The following is a 16,078-nucleotide window of genomic DNA, read 5'->3' as shown; positions in this document are numbered from 1 at the left end:
TAAATTACTGTTCTTATCAAAACTCGAAGTTTGGGCTATTTAATTATTTCTTTTATTTCTTCAAGAACTGAAAGCGCATTTATTCCAGTCTGAAGAGTTGAACGCAAGTTTGCTTTTCCGTCTAAAAAATCAACGGCATTTTGAATCATATTTGAAAAGTAGAAAGTTTTTTTCGGCAGACTTTCGGAACGGTCATTTAAAAGTGAATAGAATCCGCTGTAGAGAGAAGATTTTTCCCGGTGATACAATTTTAAATATCCGTTTCCAATGCAGACTCGGCCTTCTGTTCCCGTAATGGAAATTTCAAATCCAAAGAAACGTGAACGCCCGCTTATTCCAATCGTAACATCAGGGCATTTTGAAGTTGAATAATGCGCGCTGAATTGCCGGACATTTTTTTCTTCATCATGGAAAACGCCAGTAACAATAGGAAATCTAAGAAGCGAATTTACCGTTTTGATTTTTTTTTCAGAATTGTTTAATCCTGAAGCGCGGCTAAGAAGTCCGACTTTTTTTTCAGAGGGATTTTCCAAAGATATTTTTTTCAGCGTTGAAGGCAAATCATCTTCAAGAAAAAACAAAACCGCATCAACCAAATGCGTTCCATCGTGGATAAGACTGTAGGCTCCAGTTTTTTCTTCCGCCGGATTATAAACACAAAGGCTTGAGCAAAGTTCTGCCCGTATGCTTTGAATCTCTCCGATTTTTTTCATGTAGCTTTTTGCCAATTTAAAATCTTCCGCAAAACGCCGCTCGTGGTTTACAAGAACCGGCACTTGGAATTCTTTTGCAGCCTGCTGAATTTTTTCCGCTTCCGAAAGATTGAGCGCAACTGGCTTTTCCAAAATTACAAGTTTCGGCTTTGCGTGGATTGCTTCAACTGCTTCCTTTAAATGGGCATTTTCATTCACGGCGACCGTAACAATGTCTGGGCGACATCTTGCATAAAGATTCGCGCTGTCTGAATATCCAACGGCTTTTTTATTTGCGTCCTGCCATTTTGAAAGCGCAATGGAATCAGTGTCGCAACCGGCAATCAAATTTATCCGAGGATTGTTCAAAAGTGCCATTGTGTGACTGGCGGGCTGCTCGCGTTTTTTGTCAAGTCCAAGGCTGTAACCGATTCTGCCCAAGCCAACCAAAGCCGCCGTGTATTTTTGCATAAGCTAAAATCAGTCCATTAGTTTTTCGTATTTCTTTGCAAGCCTGCGGGATTTTTTTGCAGCAAGTCCGCAATAGTTCGCCGGATGCTCAAAGAAATTTTCTGGATTTTCCACTCCGAGTTTTTCAAGCTGAGCAGTTATTTTTTCAAATGCTTCTTTATGAGTCTTTAGAACTTCAAAGAATGTTTTTCCAGATTTTTCAGCTTCCAAAGTAATCTTGCGGATAACCTCGTGGCCGTCATTGATTCCAGCTTCGCCAAGCAAAATATAAGCAGGCTCGGCAAGAACTCCGCCTTTTACTTTTCCGCCGGCATTTTCAAGATTGCGCGCCATTGTTTCTTTGTCAGCCTGAAGACCCGAAACAACGCTGTTCATTCTTGCAACCGCCATTGTAAATCCTGCAACATAATCTGCCATAAATCTTTGGCTTGCGGAATTTGTAAGGTCGCGCTGATGCTCTGAAATCTGATCCATGTAAAATGTAATAACACGCGGACACATTGCCTTCCAAAGAGATTTTACGTGCTCGCTATTCCACGGATTTCTTTTTTGCGGCATTGTGCTTGAACCGACTTGAGTAGAAGCAAAATATTCAAAAACTTCTCCAATTTCTGAACGCTGAAGGTTGCGAAGATCATCTGCAAGATTCGCAATAATTCCAAACGCAACATTCATTTCCAATAGGAGGCGCAAAAGATATTCCGGCTCAACAAGCTGATTTGAATATTCGCTGGCAGAAAGTCCAAGAAATTCAACATAGACACGTTCAAGTTCTTCCGGGTCTTTTACAATCATCGAAGGTCCGTTGTAAGATCCGACAGGTCCTGCAAGTTTGCCTACAAGCTGATTCGAAAGTTCTTCTATGCGCAAAATCGATTTTCCAAGGCGGCTTACAAATTCTGCAACGCTCCAGCCAAAAGTAATAGGAACTGCGTGCTGTCCGTGAGTGCGTCCAACTTGCGGAACTTCTGCATCGCGATCTGCAATAGCGCAAAGATGTTTTTCAAGTTTTTTAAGCTCAGGAAGAACAACATTTTTTGTAACATCTCTCATTCTGCATGAAAGAGCTGTGTCAAGAATATCAACGCTGGTTGCTCCAAGGTGAACCAAAGGACCGATTTCCGCAGAAACTTTTGTCTTCATAACGTTTACAAGCGCGCGGATATTGTGCTTTGTTTTTTCCTCTTCCGCATAAACTTCAGCAGGATCAATTTCCGAAGCGACTTTATCAAGATTCTGCGCAATTTCATCTGTGAGTTTTCCGCGCAATTTTAAATGGCTTTTTACAAGGGCAGCCTCGCATTTTGCACATGAACGGATTGAGGCTTCCTCTGAAATATACTTAGAAAGACCGTTAAAAACTTCGGCCTCTGACAATGAATATCTGTGGTCGATACAAGAAATGTTTTCAAAAATGTTACGTGTTTCCATGAAAAAATATTGTAGTTTATCTTGCAATAATTTTCAATTGCGGGTTCTGCGCCGATTTTCGCGTTTTAATTTTCCGTGAACTTGAATAACTTTCTTTTTTCTTCTCCAGAAAGATTTGAATATGTGCAGCAATTTTTCAAGTCCACAAGAACAACCTGGCTTTCCACATAGCTCCAAAACTGACTTTTTTTTGCCCTGCTGAAATTGAACGCCCTGATTTTTTTTGCAAGTTCAAACGAAACGTCCTGCATTACAAAAACGCGCAAAACAACAGAACGCCTGTTTCTTGAAAAACCGTCTGCGCCGGAAAGTGTTATTTCAGGCAATCTTTGAAGTTCGGACAAAACAAAATTTTCATCATTGCAAAACGAAACTAAGCACGCTTCTTTCTGCTCAAAGCCGTCATCGTTTTTTGAAAGCGTTCCTGCAATATCGTATTCTTCGCCAAGGTAAAAAGAATCAATTTTGTAATTCTGTGAAAGTGAAGAAATCAAAAGTTCTTTGTAATTTTGAAAATTCATTTTACGCTAGCTGCAATTCTGAATCCAAAAAAATTGTAGGCTTCATTTGGATCGTAAGAGTAGCGGTCTCCTGCCGAAACAAAAAGCGTGTATTCATTCCAGCTTCCGCCGCGCATAACACGTTCCGCGCCATATTTTGGACCTGAGTATCTTTTGGACAAATCATAGGCTTCATAAGGAGCTTCCCAATCCCAGCAAAATTCAATCACGTTTCCGCTCATGTCAAAAATTCCGGCTCCATTTGGATTTCCGCTTGAAGGGCTTGGAGGTGCGCTTGTAGAAAATGGAGTTCCGGCTGTTCCAACTCGTTTCGTTCCATTTGAATTTTCAAAATACCAGGCGACTTCTTCAACTGGAACAGAAGAATCGTCTTTTCCGTTTGAATCAACTTGTCCGCTAGCCAAAGCTCCAGATTGCAGTCCGCTAGAAGTTTTTCTTGCCGCATATTCCCATTCGGTTTCAGTCGGAAGCCTGTAGCCATTGCTTTTCCAGTTGCATTCCGACAAGTCGCACGAAGCTGTATCTGTGGCGTCTTTTAAAATCTGTCCGTCGTAAAAATAGCAGGGAACTTTTCCATCCATCTCGCTGAACGCATTGCACCAGACAACGGCATCGTACCAATTTATATTTGTAACAGGCTCATAGCAGTTCATCTGAGTCGGAGCTTTTCCTCTTGAACCAGAAGAACCTTCCTGCCCGGGATTCGCAAAAACATATCCGTTTTCTTCTGCCCACAATCGCACTTTGTACCAAAGGTTGTAAGTTGTTTCGTAGCGGTTAATCTTGAATGGAAAAACTCTTCTCTTTGCAGTTACCGACTGGGAATTTTCTCCAATTATATATTCAATTTTTTTTCTTGAAGAAGCGAATTCAACAAAATCAATATCATTAAAAAAATTCTCTGAAGATTCCTGCGCAAAAATCTGTGCCGCTGCAAAAAAAATCAATGCAAAAATTTTTGTAAATTTCATTTTCTTTTCTCCGCTATTTTTTCCTGTTTTTTTATGTAGCGTCTTTGCTTTCGTTCCGCGCGCCGGGCTTTAAATGAAATTCTTTTTCTTGCTTCAACAGACGGAGTAAGACGGCGTTTCATAAACATAAAATATCCAAACACGGAAGTAAAAACGCAAAGTCCCGCAATCGCAACAGCGCCAATCCATTTTGAAGTCGCCCAAGGAAGAGGAACATTTATTCCAAAATAGCTTGTTACCAAAGTCGGAAGCATAAGCACAAGGTTCCAGGCGGTCATTGTTTTCATAACGATATTCAAATTGTTCGACAAAACCGAAGCAAAGGCATCGTTCATTCCTGCCATAATATTCGTGTAAGTTCCAGCCATGTCCAAAGCCTGCTTGTTGTCAATTTCAACGTCATCAATCCAGTCCTGATCTTCTTCATCCAACTTGATAATTTTTGTCTTGCGGAGTTTTTCCAAAAGCATCTGGTTGCTTTTTAGAGATGTTGTAAAAAACACAAGCGATTTTTGAATGTTTAAAAGCTGAATCAATTCATGGTTCTGAACAGAGCGTAGCATTTCATTTTGAATTGTTGTGGCGCGCCGGTTAAGTTCTTTCAAGTAGCGCAAAAACGTAAGATCTGCGCGAGACATAAAGCGAATCGTAAAAGCCGGAAAATCGTTAAGTGAAAGCTCTTTGATTCTGTTTGCGGCAAAATCTTTTAGAACCTCGCAGTCAGTCCAGCAAATTGTTATAAAAAATTTGTCGAATGTAATTATTCCCAACGGAGCTGTAAAATAGCTTACATCGTCTCCCGGAGAAAAAACAGGAAGCTTTATAATTGTAAAAGTATATCCAGTGTCATCATTCCGTTCAATTCGGGAAAGTTCGTCCGGGTCAAGAATATCAAGCATGTTTTCAGAATCGATTCCGTAAGTTTCTTCAAGCTCGCGGATGTCGTCTCTTGTAACAGATCTTGCATCAACCCAAGTGTTCATTTCCGGGACAAGCTCTTCTTTTTCCTTGCTTACAAGTTTTCCGTTTTCCTGCTGCCAATATGTAATCATAGCAAATCCCCGCTAAAAGGCAGCTCCCAAAATTCTATGCAAGCAAAACAGAAACTGCCGTAATTTTTTCTAATCTACGTTGATAACAACTGCCGCTATCCATAACCAACTCTATTTTAGTTTGAAGGCAAATTTTTTACAATCTTTATGATGTAAAGCTCAACGTATCTTTTTAAAGCCGGATGATTTTTTATTTTCATCATGCTTGGAGTGTCAACCAAAGATTCCGCAAGACGCCGAATTCGCTCCGCATTGAAAGTGTCAGCTTTTAAAGTACGCAAAACTTTTCTGAAATAATCGCGGATTAAAGAATTGACATCCTCGCCAAGATTTTCGTAATTCTGCTTTCCGATTCTGTCATTCCATTCGTGCATATAGCCTTTTAGTTCACGGTCCAAAGTGCTGCTTTCCGGAACAAATTCTTTTTCAATTTCAACAGCAAGTTTTCTTAGTTCTCTGCGCCTTGTATTTTTTGGATCTATGCTGTCATCTTCATCGCGGCGTTTTAAAATTTCGCTTTCTTTTTCTTTTAGTTCATTTTGAATTTTTAAAGCTGCGGAAGCTTCTTTTCTTGCTTTTGGCTTAGGCTTTTTAAACAAAAGCTTCATTATAAATGAAACAATCGGCATTGCGTACCAGAACGGCAATTTTAACTTTGCATCTGCAAGAAGTTCCTGCCTGCTAAGCATAAGAAGTTCGCTGTAAGAAATAAGAGAATCATTTCTGAACAAGGTTATATGTCCCGGAGTCTGGTCTTCAAAAGCGACAACCGGCAAAAATGAAGCATTCAAAAGGGCCGAAAGCACAGGCTCAATAGAAGAAACTTCTCGCTCAAGACATCTTTCAAAAGCTGCATTTTCTTTCATTTCAGGCAGAAGCTCATATTCCTTAAGATTGTTGTACCAGCTTTTTATAAGAGCCTCACGCACCAAAATGCGCACATCGTTTGCAAGCCTGATTATAAGAGGAATGACGCGTTCCTTGAAAATATAATATCCGTTTCCATCGTTAACCTTAAAAATCAAAAGCTCCGGCATCTGGTTTCCAATAGATTCCTGAGTCTTCGCCTTTAAATGATTCATCAGCTGCTCTTCTTTGTACTGGCCCAAAAGCGGAATTCCAGTTTTATCCTTCATTTTTCTGATGTCATTTAAATTGTAATAATATGGAGGATTTTTCATAAGAATATCCAGTTGCTCAAACGCCGCCTGCGCCTGCAATTTTTCTGCAGCCTTTGATTTATAATAAGAAGTTGCAATTTCAATTATGGCAACTGACTGCAAAATCGTAATGTCTTCCGGCGCAAAATCTTTGAGTTTTGTGTAATCCTGCTTTATAAAATAACAGAGCTGGCTCCAGTAATAAAAATTGTCGCCTGTGTTCTTTAAAATATCAAGAACCGTTGATGGATTTGCGCAAAACTGATTGAAAAATGTTTTTATAGAAAGCTCTTTTCCGGGATTTGAAATTGAAAGCTTCTTTAAAAAATAATCATGCGATTCTTCCTTGTGCATAAGCTCCTGAAGTTTTTTCAGCGCAAGGTTTATAAGATTTGCAATTGGAAAAGAAGACGGATAAATAAGAGAAGGAACTGTCTTTGAAAAAACGATGCAGTAAAGAGTTCTGTCGTTAATTTCTTCTTTGTCTAAGCGTCCGTAAATAATTTCATCAGCCTGTTTTTTTGTAACAACATCAATCGGAACAATTTTCGGCATATCATTTATGCTTGGAAACGGAATCGAAATATTAGCTTCAATCTGATTAAACAAGCCGTTGTATTTTTCAATAAAATATGGAACAACAAAAATATAGTCTTTATTTCTTATAGAACTGATTACAACCTGACGGTCAGCCACAAGACCGTTTATTTCAGCTTCAAGCACAGCTTTGTAATCGCTTGAGCAATAACTTTCAAGCGCGGAATTTTCTTCAATGTGATGCTGAGCATATCTGTGAACATAGTCTGCGAACTGTCCGTATTCAAGCATATCTGTTTTTTGCTTGGAACAATTGAATTTTAAAAGTGTCAAAATATTCGAGGTCGTAGCCATGCCGCATATTATATATGGAAAAACAACAAGAGTAAACAAATAACGCAAATGTAGCAGGTGTTTTTATTTAAAGGAAATTTCTGAAATTTATTTTTGAAGGAAAGCATTTTTTGTAAAAAAACGGAAATAAATTTAATTGAAATCACGAAAGCAAAAAGCTTCGGAAAAATTATTTTATTTTTATGGAGGATTTTATGAATGCCTTGAATCAAATTATTCTGGAAGGAAATGTTGTACGCCAGCCAGAAAGAAAAAACTGCAAAAACGGAGCTTCATTCTGCCGGATTCCAATTGCCGTAAACAGAAAGTACAAAGCCAGCGACGGAAACTACGTTGATGAAGTTTCGTACTTTGATGTCGCGACATTCGGACAAACCGCTGAACTTTGCGAAAAATGGTGCCCAAAAGGAAGAGGAATCCGTGTAGTCGGAAGACTCAAGCAGACAACAATGCAAACCGAAGACGGAAAAAAACGCAGCATCATAGAAATAATCGCCGAGCACGTTGATTTTAAGCCGATTCCCAAAAAAGCTGAAGAAAAAGCTCTTCCAGCTCCTAAAAAAACATCTGGAAAAAAATCAAAAGAAGAATCTCTTGAAGCTGCGCCCGATGAATTTTGTGAGCCGCTAGAAGATGATTTGGAATTCTAATATCATTATCGGGCTTGACCCGATAATCTGACAATCCATGTGCAAATTATAGCGGATTCCCCGACAGAATCGGGGAATGACATTCTTTTTCAATGATTATTTTCGCTTCTTATTGTCTTTTGCAGTCTGGGCATTTCTAGCCTGAGCCGCCTGATAAGCTTCCATTTTTTCTGGGTTGTAAAATCCATTTTTCCAATTAAATCTGGAAGCTCCTTCTATAAAATCATGTTTCTGTATAATTGAAACAAGGTTTTTTATGTCGCTCTTTAAAATTTTTGTCTTTGAAAAGTCTATAAGCTGATGTGTCCAGCCTTTGCTTTTTAAAGTTTCCATTTTGTCCAAAAGACTGAACGGATATTCCGGCATTACAAACGAACCGTCCGGCGTTGAATTCACTTTAAATCCCATGCCTTCTTTGTCGCTGAAATAAGTAAAATCATAATCGCCCGGCAGCTTGAATCTCATTCGGAACAAAACTGGATAAGAGAAAACGCTAAGAAGAACACGTGAACGCTCCAAAGAGTTTTCAAAAACAGTTTCAAGGTTTTTTTCAGAATTTTCTGCAGGAGACTGCAACGCCATAATATTGCTGTTTTCAAGGAAGCTTACGGCCCAGCGGTTAAAAGTGTAAAGATAAGGACCGGCAATCAAATTTACCTTGTATTTTTTCAGAATATTTATATGCGCAATGTTGTTTACAATAAAAGTTGAATATCCTTTTTCCACAAGAACTAAAACAATGTTTTCAAATTCTTCTGATTTTCCTTCAGCAAAGAACGGATCAAGCGAAATCACAGTCATTTTTTTACTGTACGGAAGCAACGGTTTTGCAGGCGAATCTTTGTTCAGAAGATCATAAGTTGTTTCGGAATTAAGTTCAATTATAAGCCGCACCGGATGAAGAGAAGAAACAATATGCGCATCCGCCACAGTCGAAACCTGAATATAAAGTCCTTCCGGAAACCAGCTAAGCTCATTTTTTGCAAGCGGAGTAAGATCCAAAATCGGCAAGCGTTCAGGGCCGGGCTGTTTTCTAAATTTTGAAAGGTCAGACGGAAGAACTCTTTTATAACGCTTGGACATGGATTTTGTCTGCAAAAGGTAAACGCTGTCTCCCTTGGAAAATCCAGAAGGAATGTCAATCCACCTTGAACCTTTTACGTCCTCGGAAAGAACGCGGATTTTGTGGCTTTCGCGGCCTGTGTCATCTTTTTTATGCAGACGAATGCTGTCTCCCGGATCCGGGTTGTAGTCGCCTCCAGAAATTGTTGCCATTTGAATAGAAAATTCCTGTTTCTTTTCCAAAGAAGATGCGTATTGTTCTTTTTCAGAAGCGGAGGCAGGTCTTGTCTGATTTATTTTTCCAAGGAAAATTCCAGTTCCTCCAGCCTGCTTTGGATTCAAAATTTTTTCGCCAGCTGAATCAACACCTTCCTCTACGGATTTAAAGCCATACCAATAATCGGTTTTTGAACGCGCAAAATCTGTACTTAAAATTCGCTTGCCTTCTGCAATAGAACCTTTTTTATCTTCACGCCAATGATCCATTACATAACGGTAGGCGGCGGTTACAGCTCCAACATATTCTGCGCTTTTCATTCTGCCTTCAATTTTAAAGCTGTCAACGCCCGCTTCCATAAGTTCTGGAACATGGGAAATAAGTTCCAAGTCGCAAGGAGAAAAATAATATCCGTTTGCAACAGTTCCAGGAATTTCAGCTGAATAAATTCTACGGCAAGCTTGAGTGCAGACTCCACGGTTAGCTGATTTTCCACCAAGATAGCTTGAAAAAAGGCAAAGCCCTGATTCACTCACACAAAGCGCGCCATGGACAAACATTTCAAGCTCGGCATTTGTTTTTGCCTTTATTGCACGGATTTCCTCAAGTCCAAGCTCACGCGCAACAACAACACGCTTTACGCCCTGCTTGCACAAAAGATTTGCAGCAGCCGCGCTTTCCACATTCATCTGTGTTGACGCATGAAGCTCCAAGTCCGGAAAAAATTCCTGGCACATTCTGATTACGCCATAATCCTGAACAATTATTCCGTCCGGTCCAATTTTATTTAAATATGAAAGAAATCTATAAAGACGCTCTGTTTCGTTTTCTTCACAAACAGTATTTACAGTTACATAAATTTTTTTGCCAAGCCGGTGCACGCTTTGAACAGCAGCCTCAAACTGATTCCATGCAAAATTTGAAGATCTAAGTCTTGCATTAAAACTCTTCAAACCCATGTAAACTGCATCCGCGCCTTCGCCTATAGCAGCATCAAGCGCTTCAATATTTCCCGCAGGAGCTAATAATTCTGTCATTTTTTCAGTATACAAGTTTTCTTTAAGTTTGTCATTGCAAGATAACCGCCTTGAATAAGCTCGTTTATTTAGGTATATTTTCCGCATGGGGAATCGAAATTTTTTTAAGGACTTGCTTAATTCATTCTTTGGAGGAAACAGTCCAGAGGCCGCAAAAAAACGTGCCTTAAAAAACATTGCAAAAAGCCTTTCTAAGACCAAATATCATTTTTACAAGACTTCTTCTAATGAAATAGATTCAAGCTTTGCAAAATTCTTTTACGAAATATATAAAGCAATTTCACCAGCGCAGGCAATGCTTCAGTCTATAAATCCAAAAGCATTTAAACGGATTGTAATTGACAATTCTCTTTCGGACAAACAGCTTGAATCGCTAGGGAACATTTCGGAACTTGCAATTATAGACGCCGCAAAGAAAAAGCCGCTAAAAGAAGTTTTTGAGCAAACAAAACTTTATGTGGACGCCTTTTCCGCAGAATTCGACAGCAACAAAATTTCTGCAATCGATGGCGTTTATACAAAACTCATGGGCTTTGTAAATTTCGTGCAGTTCGATTATTTCTTTATGCTCAAAAAATTCGACAGTTCGCTTAAAGAGCACAACTTTTCAAATCCGCCAAGATTTATGCCTATAAGCGGAACTTATGTTCTTGAAGACTTGAAAAATTTCATGGATGTCGCTTGGTCGATTCAGTTTGATTCTTCTTGGGACGAAGTTTTCAAGCTGATAAAAAAAGTAAAGGGCGCAGATCCGGTTTCTCTTGGCGTTTGGAAAAAAATCCTTGCAAGAATCCGCTATTTAAAAGAAAACAAAATTATTGAAATGCTCATTCAGCTTATTTCCGAAGATCCATCTTACAATGAAGTTTACACAACAAAAGATTTGTACATCGTTGACGATTTTATCACGGAAGTAAAAAAACAGGCGGAAAATACTTTATCTGCTCTAAAAGAAAAGCAGACGGAAGGAAAAATAGAAGTTCTTCTGAACCAAATTTTTGGAACAACTCAAATAGAAAAACTAAAATTTTATACAGAAGCAGGGAGCGCGCCTTTTGAACGCAAGGAAATTGGAAGGTTTGAATATTGCGAGCCTCTTGCATACTTAAAGAAATTTATTCTCGATTATGTAAAAAAAGATGTAAAGGAACTTTCTGACATTCTTCTTGTCCGCGGTGAATGGGCAAGCCAGCAGCTAGCAACCCCAATGAGCGAAGCTTTCCATCAGCTTATTGAAAACGCAGACAAAATCATAGCACTTGACAACAGTCTTGATGACAGTGTTGATCTTGGCTTAAAAATGAAAACTCATCTTCCGCGAACAGAACGCGACAAGGAATCAAGAAACATAATTCATTCAACACTGAATTTCGTAAATACTTCCGCAGCAAGAATCATTCTTGGTTCTGTAAATCTTTTCATCACTTATGGAAGAAATCTTAAAATGGTTCTTGAGGACTGCATAAAGCCGCACCCAACTTTAATAAGAAACTGGAAAGACATAGATCATTTTGCGGAAGGAAAGCTCAAGCAAATGTGCATCGGCGTATACAAGGAAATTTTTTCTTTTGTTTCCCTTATGCAGAATTTCCATATTGAAGTAAACGAAGACGCTTAAAAACCACGGAGCATCTATGACTTACACAACAAATCTTACAGTCCGCTCTTACGAATGCGACAGTTACAGCCATGTAAACAATGCAGTTTATTTAAATTATCTTGAAACAGCGCGCATGGATTATCTGCACCAAATTGGATTCAACTACAAGGGAATTGTAGAAGCTGGCTACTATCTTTACGTAACGCACATTGATATTTTCTACAAGAATTCAGCATTTCTTGATGATAATCTGACAATAGAAACAACTCCTGTAAAACTTGGAGCTGTAAGCGGAACTTTTCATCAGACTATAAAGAAAGAAGACGGACACATTTGTGCGGAAGCTGATGTAACTTGGGCTTCTGTAAAAAACAATGCGCCCGCCCGCCTTCCAAAAGAATTTATTGTAGACGGACTTCGCCCATAAAATTTATTTTAAAACAGAATCAACTAAAGCCTTTAAGCCGGGATCTTGTTTTACCGATGAAGTTTCAAGATTTTCTTTTATTGTAAAGATTCCGTTCTGCTCAACAATTGCCTTAGTCATATTTTTTGTCCTTAATGATGATTTTGTAATTTTTGAAAGAAGTCCCGAAGTGCAAGTCTTGTTTGTCTTTGTAATTTCAAGAGCTTTTTTCATAAGTCCATGCTCCGAAGAAGAAGAGGAAGGATTACAGATTTTTTGTTCTTTTTCAAATTCCGACATTTTCTTTTAGAGTCCTGAACTTATAAATTTTCGACATAAGGATAAAAAAGTTTAGCACATTTATTTTCTGAAAATTCCAAAGAAAAATCAAGCAAAAAGTTAGCATAATGCAAAATTTAAGCCGCACTTTCATTTGTTTATTTTAAAATGTATAATAAATTTTATGATTGAAATTCAGCAAGAGCAAGAACAAAAAGTAAAATGCCTTTTAGTCGGCGCGCCAGATAAGAAAAACGGAAATCCAGAGCCAAAGGAACTGCAAAGTCTAGTGCAAACGCTGGACATGGAAATTGCAGGCACAATTGTGCTTACACGCATAGAGCCGACTCCAGCCTACGGAATGGGCACAGGAAAAGCTCAGGAAATTGTGGACAAGGCAAAAGAAGTTTTTGCGGACTGCATAATTTTTGACTGGGAAATAGATCCGTCCAAGCAGCGCAACTGGGAAAAGCTTGCCAGTATTCCGGTCTTTGACAGAAACGAAGTAATAATAAGAATTTTTGATTCACGTGCACAGACAAAAGAAGCAAGCCTTCAGGTAGAACTTGCAAAACTCCAATATTCACTTCCAAGACTAAGCCACACCTACGGAGACATGGCGCGGCAAAGAGGCGGCTCATTCGGAAACAAAGGAAGCGGCGAAACTCAGCTAGAACTTGATCGCCGTCAAATTGAAGATAAAATCGTTCAGATAAAAAAAGAACTTGCGCAAGTAGCAATAAACAGAAACATCCAACGAAAGCAAAGGGAACGAACCGCAGCCGCAACTTGCTCTTTGGTTGGCTACACAAACGCCGGAAAATCAAGTTTGCTCAATGCGCTTACCGGGGCAGATGTTCTTGTAGAAAACAAACTTTTTGCAACGCTAGATCCAACCACAAGAAAATTCGCACTTTCGGAAGCCTCGTCTGTTTTAATGACAGACACTGTTGGATTTATTTCAAATCTTCCGCATACTTTAATCGATGCATTTAAATCCACGCTGGAAGAAACTTCTCTTTCTGACTTTCTTTTGATCGTGGTTGATTCTTCCGATCCTGATTGCGAAAAACAATATCAACAAGTGCAGAAAGTTCTGAAAGAAATTCACGCTGAAAAAATTCCGCAAGCCGTTATCTTGAACAAATTCGATCTTGTAAAAGAAAATTTTATCACTGTATCCCAGTTGAACAAAGCTTTTCCAAACGCAATTCATGCAAGCGCAAAAACAGAGCTCGGATTTGAAGAAATAATTTCAGTTCTTACAGAAAATCTTCTTGGCACAGAGCGGAAATTCAAAATCCCAATGGAAAAAGCTGACTTGGTTGAACTTGCAAGAAAAAATGGAACAATTGAAAAAGAAGAGTGGCTTGAAAATTTCATCGAGTTGACTGCAAGAATTCCTGGAACATTCGATGAAAACGGGAGCGCAACAACAAGAACACTTTCTTTGCTAAAGGAATTTATTGTATGAATCTGAATAAACTGAACAAATTTCTTTTTTCATTTGCAGGCGTAATTCTTCTTACAATAATAATTGTTACAATTGCATTTTATATATTCACAAAAGAAAATCCTGCGAGCGCATACAGAAAATCAGATCCAAGTCCAAAGAAAATCACAAACATGAACGCCGGAAAAGAAAAAAGCATGGACGCATTCACGGACATTGGACAGTTGCGAATTTTTGCAAAACAAATTTCAGAAAAAGACGAGCAAGTTGTAATCGTTGTTTCCCCATGGTTTTCGTACCCTGCAGAAGACAAGGCTTTGTTTGAAGAGCTTTCATTAAAGGAACGGCAGATAAAGTCGATTTTCACAAATTATTTTTCTTCGTTCACTTTCAGCCAAATCCGGTCAAAAGGAGAAAATTTAATAAAGGAAGAACTGCTTAAAAAAATAAACGAAAATCTTGTAATGGGACAAATTCGAGCGGTTTATTTCAATGATTATATTTTTATAGAGTAAAAAATATTCTCTTTACAGTAAAAATATTGCTTGCAAACAATTTTTTAACTTTGCTTATCCATTTCCATATTGCAAAGTTCGTCGCAAATTTCATTATACTTTATACCCGCATGTCCTTTAACCCACTTCCATTCGATATCAAGAAGATTGTAAACTGAATCAAGTTGAATCCATAAATCTTTGTTAAGAACAGGTTTCTTTGCGGAAGTTTTCCAGCCGTTTTTTTTCCAGTTTTGAATCCAAGAAGTTATTCCGTTTTTTACATACTGGCTATCTGAATAAACTGAAATATGCTGATTTTTCCAAAGCGCATTTTTAGCAATTGCATTGAGCGCGCTGATTGCCGCCATAAGTTCCATGCGGTTGTTTGTTGTAAGTTTTTCTCCGCCTGAAAATTTATATTCTTTTTCGCCGTCAATGATAACGCAGCCCCAGCCTCCGCATCCAGGATTTCCGCGGCAGCCGCCATCAGTATAAACAACAATGCCTGAATTATTTTCCATTAAAATTTCCTTTCACTTTTTTTTATTCCGCAAGAATCCATTTTAAATTTCCTGCCGCTGATTTTATTCCGTTGACAAATCCGATAAAAAATAAAATGCCAAGCAAAAAGCTCCACCTGCCAACTGTGGTAAATCCCAAGAAGCAGAACAAAATTTGAACTATGCTTAAGAAAAATCCTATTACAGAAAAACTTTTTTTGCTCTCTGAATTTTTTGAAGAATAAGTGTAAGTGTATTGATAATTTCTGTTATTGAAAAAATCTGCAAAAGGGTCGCCTTGATAAAATCCGCTATTCTGCTGAAAATTTTCAGAAAAGCCGTTCATGTTGTATTGGTCATACTGGCGGCGTTTTGTTTCATCACCTAAAACTGAATAAGCTTCGTTTATCTTTTTAAACTTTTCTTCCGCGAATTTATCGCCCGGATTTCTGTCTGGATGAAATTTAAATGCTAAATTTCTATAGGCTTTTTTAATTTCTTCTGCAGAAGCATTTTTTTCAACATTCAAAACTTTATACAAATTTTCCATATCAGCAAACAACTCTTAAAACTAAACTTACTAAAATCCAATAAATAAATCAATTGAAAAAAATCTAATTTTTTATTATTACCCAAGTTGCTCCAGAACCACCATGATTTCTGTCTGGATGTCCAGAAGTTCCAAGCCGCTTGTCCTGCTCAATAAAAAGGCGCACAACCTGTCCAAGAACTGGATCTGTTCCATGGCTGTGGTTTCCTTTTCCGTGGATAATAAGAATTTTCTTGAGCTTTCGAATATAGCAGCTGTCAACAAAAATCTTAAGTTTATCCCAAGCTTCTTCTCTTGTAAGCTGATGCAAATCTATCGTAGCTTCCGGAGCAAGCATCTTTAAATAATTTATATCATTCAATTTTTCCTGACGCTCGTTTTCTTCAAACGCCTTGTCTTTGTCTACTGTGCCATATCGCCTAAGCCAAAGTTCCATAGGATTTATGCGTTTCTTGTTATCTTGCTCCATAATCTGCTCATAGGAATAACCTTGGCGCGCGGCTTCTTTTTCTTCTTTTGTGGGAGCATTTGCCTTTTTACGGCAAACTTGAGGTCCTTTATTTTTTTGAGCAGGCTTCTTTTGAATGGAATCCCATTGCGACAAAATATCACCAAAGTCCATTTCTTTTTCCCTCCGA

The 16,078-nt window shown here is 38.5% G+C and carries 16 protein-coding genes; 5 read left to right on the top strand and 11 right to left on the bottom strand.

Going from position 1 to position 16,078, the window contains the following annotated elements; all coding sequences use genetic code 11:
- Window positions 1-35 precede the first annotated feature (35 nt).
- The 6 genes from B3209_RS04545 to B3209_RS04520 form a co-directional block, all read right to left on the bottom strand.
- Window positions 36-1,163 carry a Gfo/Idh/MocA family protein gene (locus tag B3209_RS04545; protein WP_296664809.1) on the bottom strand — a complete coding sequence of 376 codons (1,128 nt, stop codon included), beginning with the start codon at window positions 1,161-1,163 and terminating at the stop codon, window positions 36-38.
- Between the two features lie 9 nt (window positions 1,164-1,172).
- Complete coding sequence (locus B3209_RS04540; RefSeq protein WP_296664811.1) at window positions 1,173-2,594, bottom strand: lyase family protein; 1,422 nt, start codon at window positions 2,592-2,594, stop codon at window positions 1,173-1,175.
- 65 nt (window positions 2,595-2,659) lie between these two features.
- Window positions 2,660-3,115: a hypothetical protein gene (locus B3209_RS04535; protein ID WP_296664812.1), complete on the bottom strand. Its 456-nt coding sequence runs from the start codon at window positions 3,113-3,115 to the stop codon at window positions 2,660-2,662.
- A complete protein-coding gene (locus B3209_RS04530; RefSeq protein ID WP_296664814.1) occupies window positions 3,112-4,086 on the bottom strand; it encodes a formylglycine-generating enzyme family protein in 975 nt (324 codons plus the stop codon). Before B3209_RS04530 ends, B3209_RS04535 begins: the two co-directional genes overlap by 4 nt.
- On the bottom strand, window positions 4,083-5,138 hold the full coding sequence (locus tag B3209_RS04525) for a magnesium transporter CorA family protein (protein WP_296090218.1): 1,056 nt from the start codon (window positions 5,136-5,138) through the stop codon (window positions 4,083-4,085). The genes B3209_RS04530 and B3209_RS04525 overlap by 4 nt, the downstream gene beginning before the upstream one ends.
- Window positions 5,139-5,254: 116 nt before the next feature.
- Window positions 5,255-7,189, bottom strand: coding sequence for a hypothetical protein (locus B3209_RS04520; RefSeq protein WP_296664816.1), 1,935 nt, complete (start codon window positions 7,187-7,189; stop codon window positions 5,255-5,257).
- Window positions 7,190-7,383: 194 nt separating this feature from the next.
- Here B3209_RS04520 and B3209_RS04515 point away from each other — a divergent pair, with 194 nt between their 5' ends.
- A complete protein-coding gene (locus B3209_RS04515; RefSeq protein ID WP_296664818.1) occupies window positions 7,384-7,839 on the top strand; it encodes a single-stranded DNA-binding protein in 456 nt (151 codons plus the stop codon).
- A 96-nt stretch (window positions 7,840-7,935) separates the two neighbouring features.
- Here B3209_RS04515 and B3209_RS04510 read toward each other — a convergent pair whose 3' ends face one another.
- Window positions 7,936-10,155, bottom strand: a complete 2,220-nt coding sequence (locus B3209_RS04510; RefSeq protein WP_296664820.1) for a peptidase U32 family protein — start codon at window positions 10,153-10,155, stop codon at window positions 7,936-7,938.
- 85 nt (window positions 10,156-10,240) lie between these two features.
- On the opposite strand from B3209_RS04510, the gene B3209_RS04505 reads away from it, so the two are divergent.
- Window positions 10,241-11,773 carry a DUF5312 family protein gene (locus B3209_RS04505; RefSeq protein ID WP_296664822.1) on the top strand — a complete coding sequence of 511 codons (1,533 nt, stop codon included), beginning with the start codon at window positions 10,241-10,243 and terminating at the stop codon, window positions 11,771-11,773.
- A 16-nt stretch (window positions 11,774-11,789) separates the two neighbouring features.
- Window positions 11,790-12,182, top strand: a complete 393-nt coding sequence (locus tag B3209_RS04500) for an acyl-CoA thioesterase (protein ID WP_296664824.1) — start codon at window positions 11,790-11,792, stop codon at window positions 12,180-12,182.
- 3 nt (window positions 12,183-12,185) lie between these two features.
- Here the strand turns inward: B3209_RS04500 and B3209_RS04495 are convergent, their stop codons facing one another.
- Entirely contained in the window at window positions 12,186-12,461 is a 276-nt protein-coding gene (locus tag B3209_RS04495; protein WP_296664826.1) for a hypothetical protein, read from the bottom strand.
- A gap of 163 nt (window positions 12,462-12,624) precedes the next feature.
- Between B3209_RS04495 and hflX the strand changes: the two genes are divergently transcribed.
- The gene (gene hflX, locus B3209_RS04490; RefSeq protein ID WP_296664829.1) at window positions 12,625-13,914 is read left to right on the top strand and encodes a GTPase HflX; all 1,290 of its coding nucleotides are present in this window, start codon (window positions 12,625-12,627) and stop codon (window positions 13,912-13,914) included.
- A complete protein-coding gene (locus B3209_RS04485; RefSeq protein WP_296664830.1) occupies window positions 13,911-14,408 on the top strand; it encodes a flagellar basal body-associated FliL family protein in 498 nt (165 codons plus the stop codon). The genes hflX and B3209_RS04485 overlap by 4 nt, the downstream gene beginning before the upstream one ends.
- 44 nt (window positions 14,409-14,452) lie before the next feature.
- Here B3209_RS04485 and rnhA read toward each other — a convergent pair whose 3' ends face one another.
- The 3 genes from rnhA to B3209_RS04470 form a co-directional block, all read right to left on the bottom strand.
- Window positions 14,453-14,911 (bottom strand): ribonuclease HI, encoded by a 459-nt coding sequence (gene rnhA / locus B3209_RS04480; RefSeq protein WP_296664832.1) that lies wholly within the window; start codon window positions 14,909-14,911, stop codon window positions 14,453-14,455.
- A gap of 22 nt (window positions 14,912-14,933) precedes the next feature.
- Window positions 14,934-15,440, bottom strand: coding sequence for a DnaJ domain-containing protein (locus B3209_RS04475; RefSeq protein ID WP_296664835.1), 507 nt, complete (start codon window positions 15,438-15,440; stop codon window positions 14,934-14,936).
- 64 nt (window positions 15,441-15,504) lie between these two features.
- The gene (locus B3209_RS04470; protein ID WP_296664836.1) at window positions 15,505-16,062 is read right to left on the bottom strand and encodes a Smr/MutS family protein; all 558 of its coding nucleotides are present in this window, start codon (window positions 16,060-16,062) and stop codon (window positions 15,505-15,507) included.
- Window positions 16,063-16,078: the final 16 nt, after the last annotated feature.

This window comes from Treponema sp. UBA6852 (genome assembly GCA_002449305.1).
In the GTDB taxonomy this organism is placed as follows: Bacteria; Spirochaetota; Spirochaetia; order Treponematales; family Treponemataceae; genus Treponema_D.
The sequence above is the reverse complement of the archived record's forward strand: the minus strand, read 5'-3'. Positions and strand labels throughout refer to the sequence as shown.

Excerpts from the sequence above, each read along its gene's own strand:
- B3209_RS04545 (WP_296664809.1), bottom strand. The coding sequence starts at position 1,163 with ATGCAAAAATACACGGCGGCTTTGGTTGGCTTGGGCAGAATCGGTTAC.
- B3209_RS04540 (WP_296664811.1), bottom strand. The coding sequence starts at position 2,594 with ATGGAAACACGTAACATTTTTGAAAACATTTCTTGTATCGACCACAGA.
- B3209_RS04535 (WP_296664812.1), bottom strand. The coding sequence starts at position 3,115 with ATGAATTTTCAAAATTACAAAGAACTTTTGATTTCTTCACTTTCACAG.
- B3209_RS04530 (WP_296664814.1), bottom strand. The coding sequence starts at position 4,086 with ATGAAATTTACAAAAATTTTTGCATTGATTTTTTTTGCAGCGGCACAG.
- B3209_RS04525 (WP_296090218.1), bottom strand. The coding sequence starts at position 5,138 with ATGATTACATATTGGCAGCAGGAAAACGGAAAACTTGTAAGCAAGGAA.
- B3209_RS04520 (WP_296664816.1), bottom strand. The coding sequence starts at position 7,189 with ATGGCTACGACCTCGAATATTTTGACACTTTTAAAATTCAATTGTTCC.
- B3209_RS04515 (WP_296664818.1), top strand. The coding sequence starts at position 7,384 with ATGAATGCCTTGAATCAAATTATTCTGGAAGGAAATGTTGTACGCCAG.
- B3209_RS04510 (WP_296664820.1), bottom strand. The coding sequence starts at position 10,155 with ATGACAGAATTATTAGCTCCTGCGGGAAATATTGAAGCGCTTGATGCT.
- B3209_RS04505 (WP_296664822.1), top strand. The coding sequence starts at position 10,241 with ATGGGGAATCGAAATTTTTTTAAGGACTTGCTTAATTCATTCTTTGGA.
- B3209_RS04500 (WP_296664824.1), top strand. The coding sequence starts at position 11,790 with ATGACTTACACAACAAATCTTACAGTCCGCTCTTACGAATGCGACAGT.
- B3209_RS04495 (WP_296664826.1), bottom strand. The coding sequence starts at position 12,461 with ATGTCGGAATTTGAAAAAGAACAAAAAATCTGTAATCCTTCCTCTTCT.
- hflX (WP_296664829.1), top strand. The coding sequence starts at position 12,625 with ATGATTGAAATTCAGCAAGAGCAAGAACAAAAAGTAAAATGCCTTTTA.
- B3209_RS04485 (WP_296664830.1), top strand. The coding sequence starts at position 13,911 with ATGAATCTGAATAAACTGAACAAATTTCTTTTTTCATTTGCAGGCGTA.
- rnhA (WP_296664832.1), bottom strand. The coding sequence starts at position 14,911 with ATGGAAAATAATTCAGGCATTGTTGTTTATACTGATGGCGGCTGCCGC.
- B3209_RS04475 (WP_296664835.1), bottom strand. The coding sequence starts at position 15,440 with ATGGAAAATTTGTATAAAGTTTTGAATGTTGAAAAAAATGCTTCTGCA.
- B3209_RS04470 (WP_296664836.1), bottom strand. The coding sequence starts at position 16,062 with ATGGACTTTGGTGATATTTTGTCGCAATGGGATTCCATTCAAAAGAAG.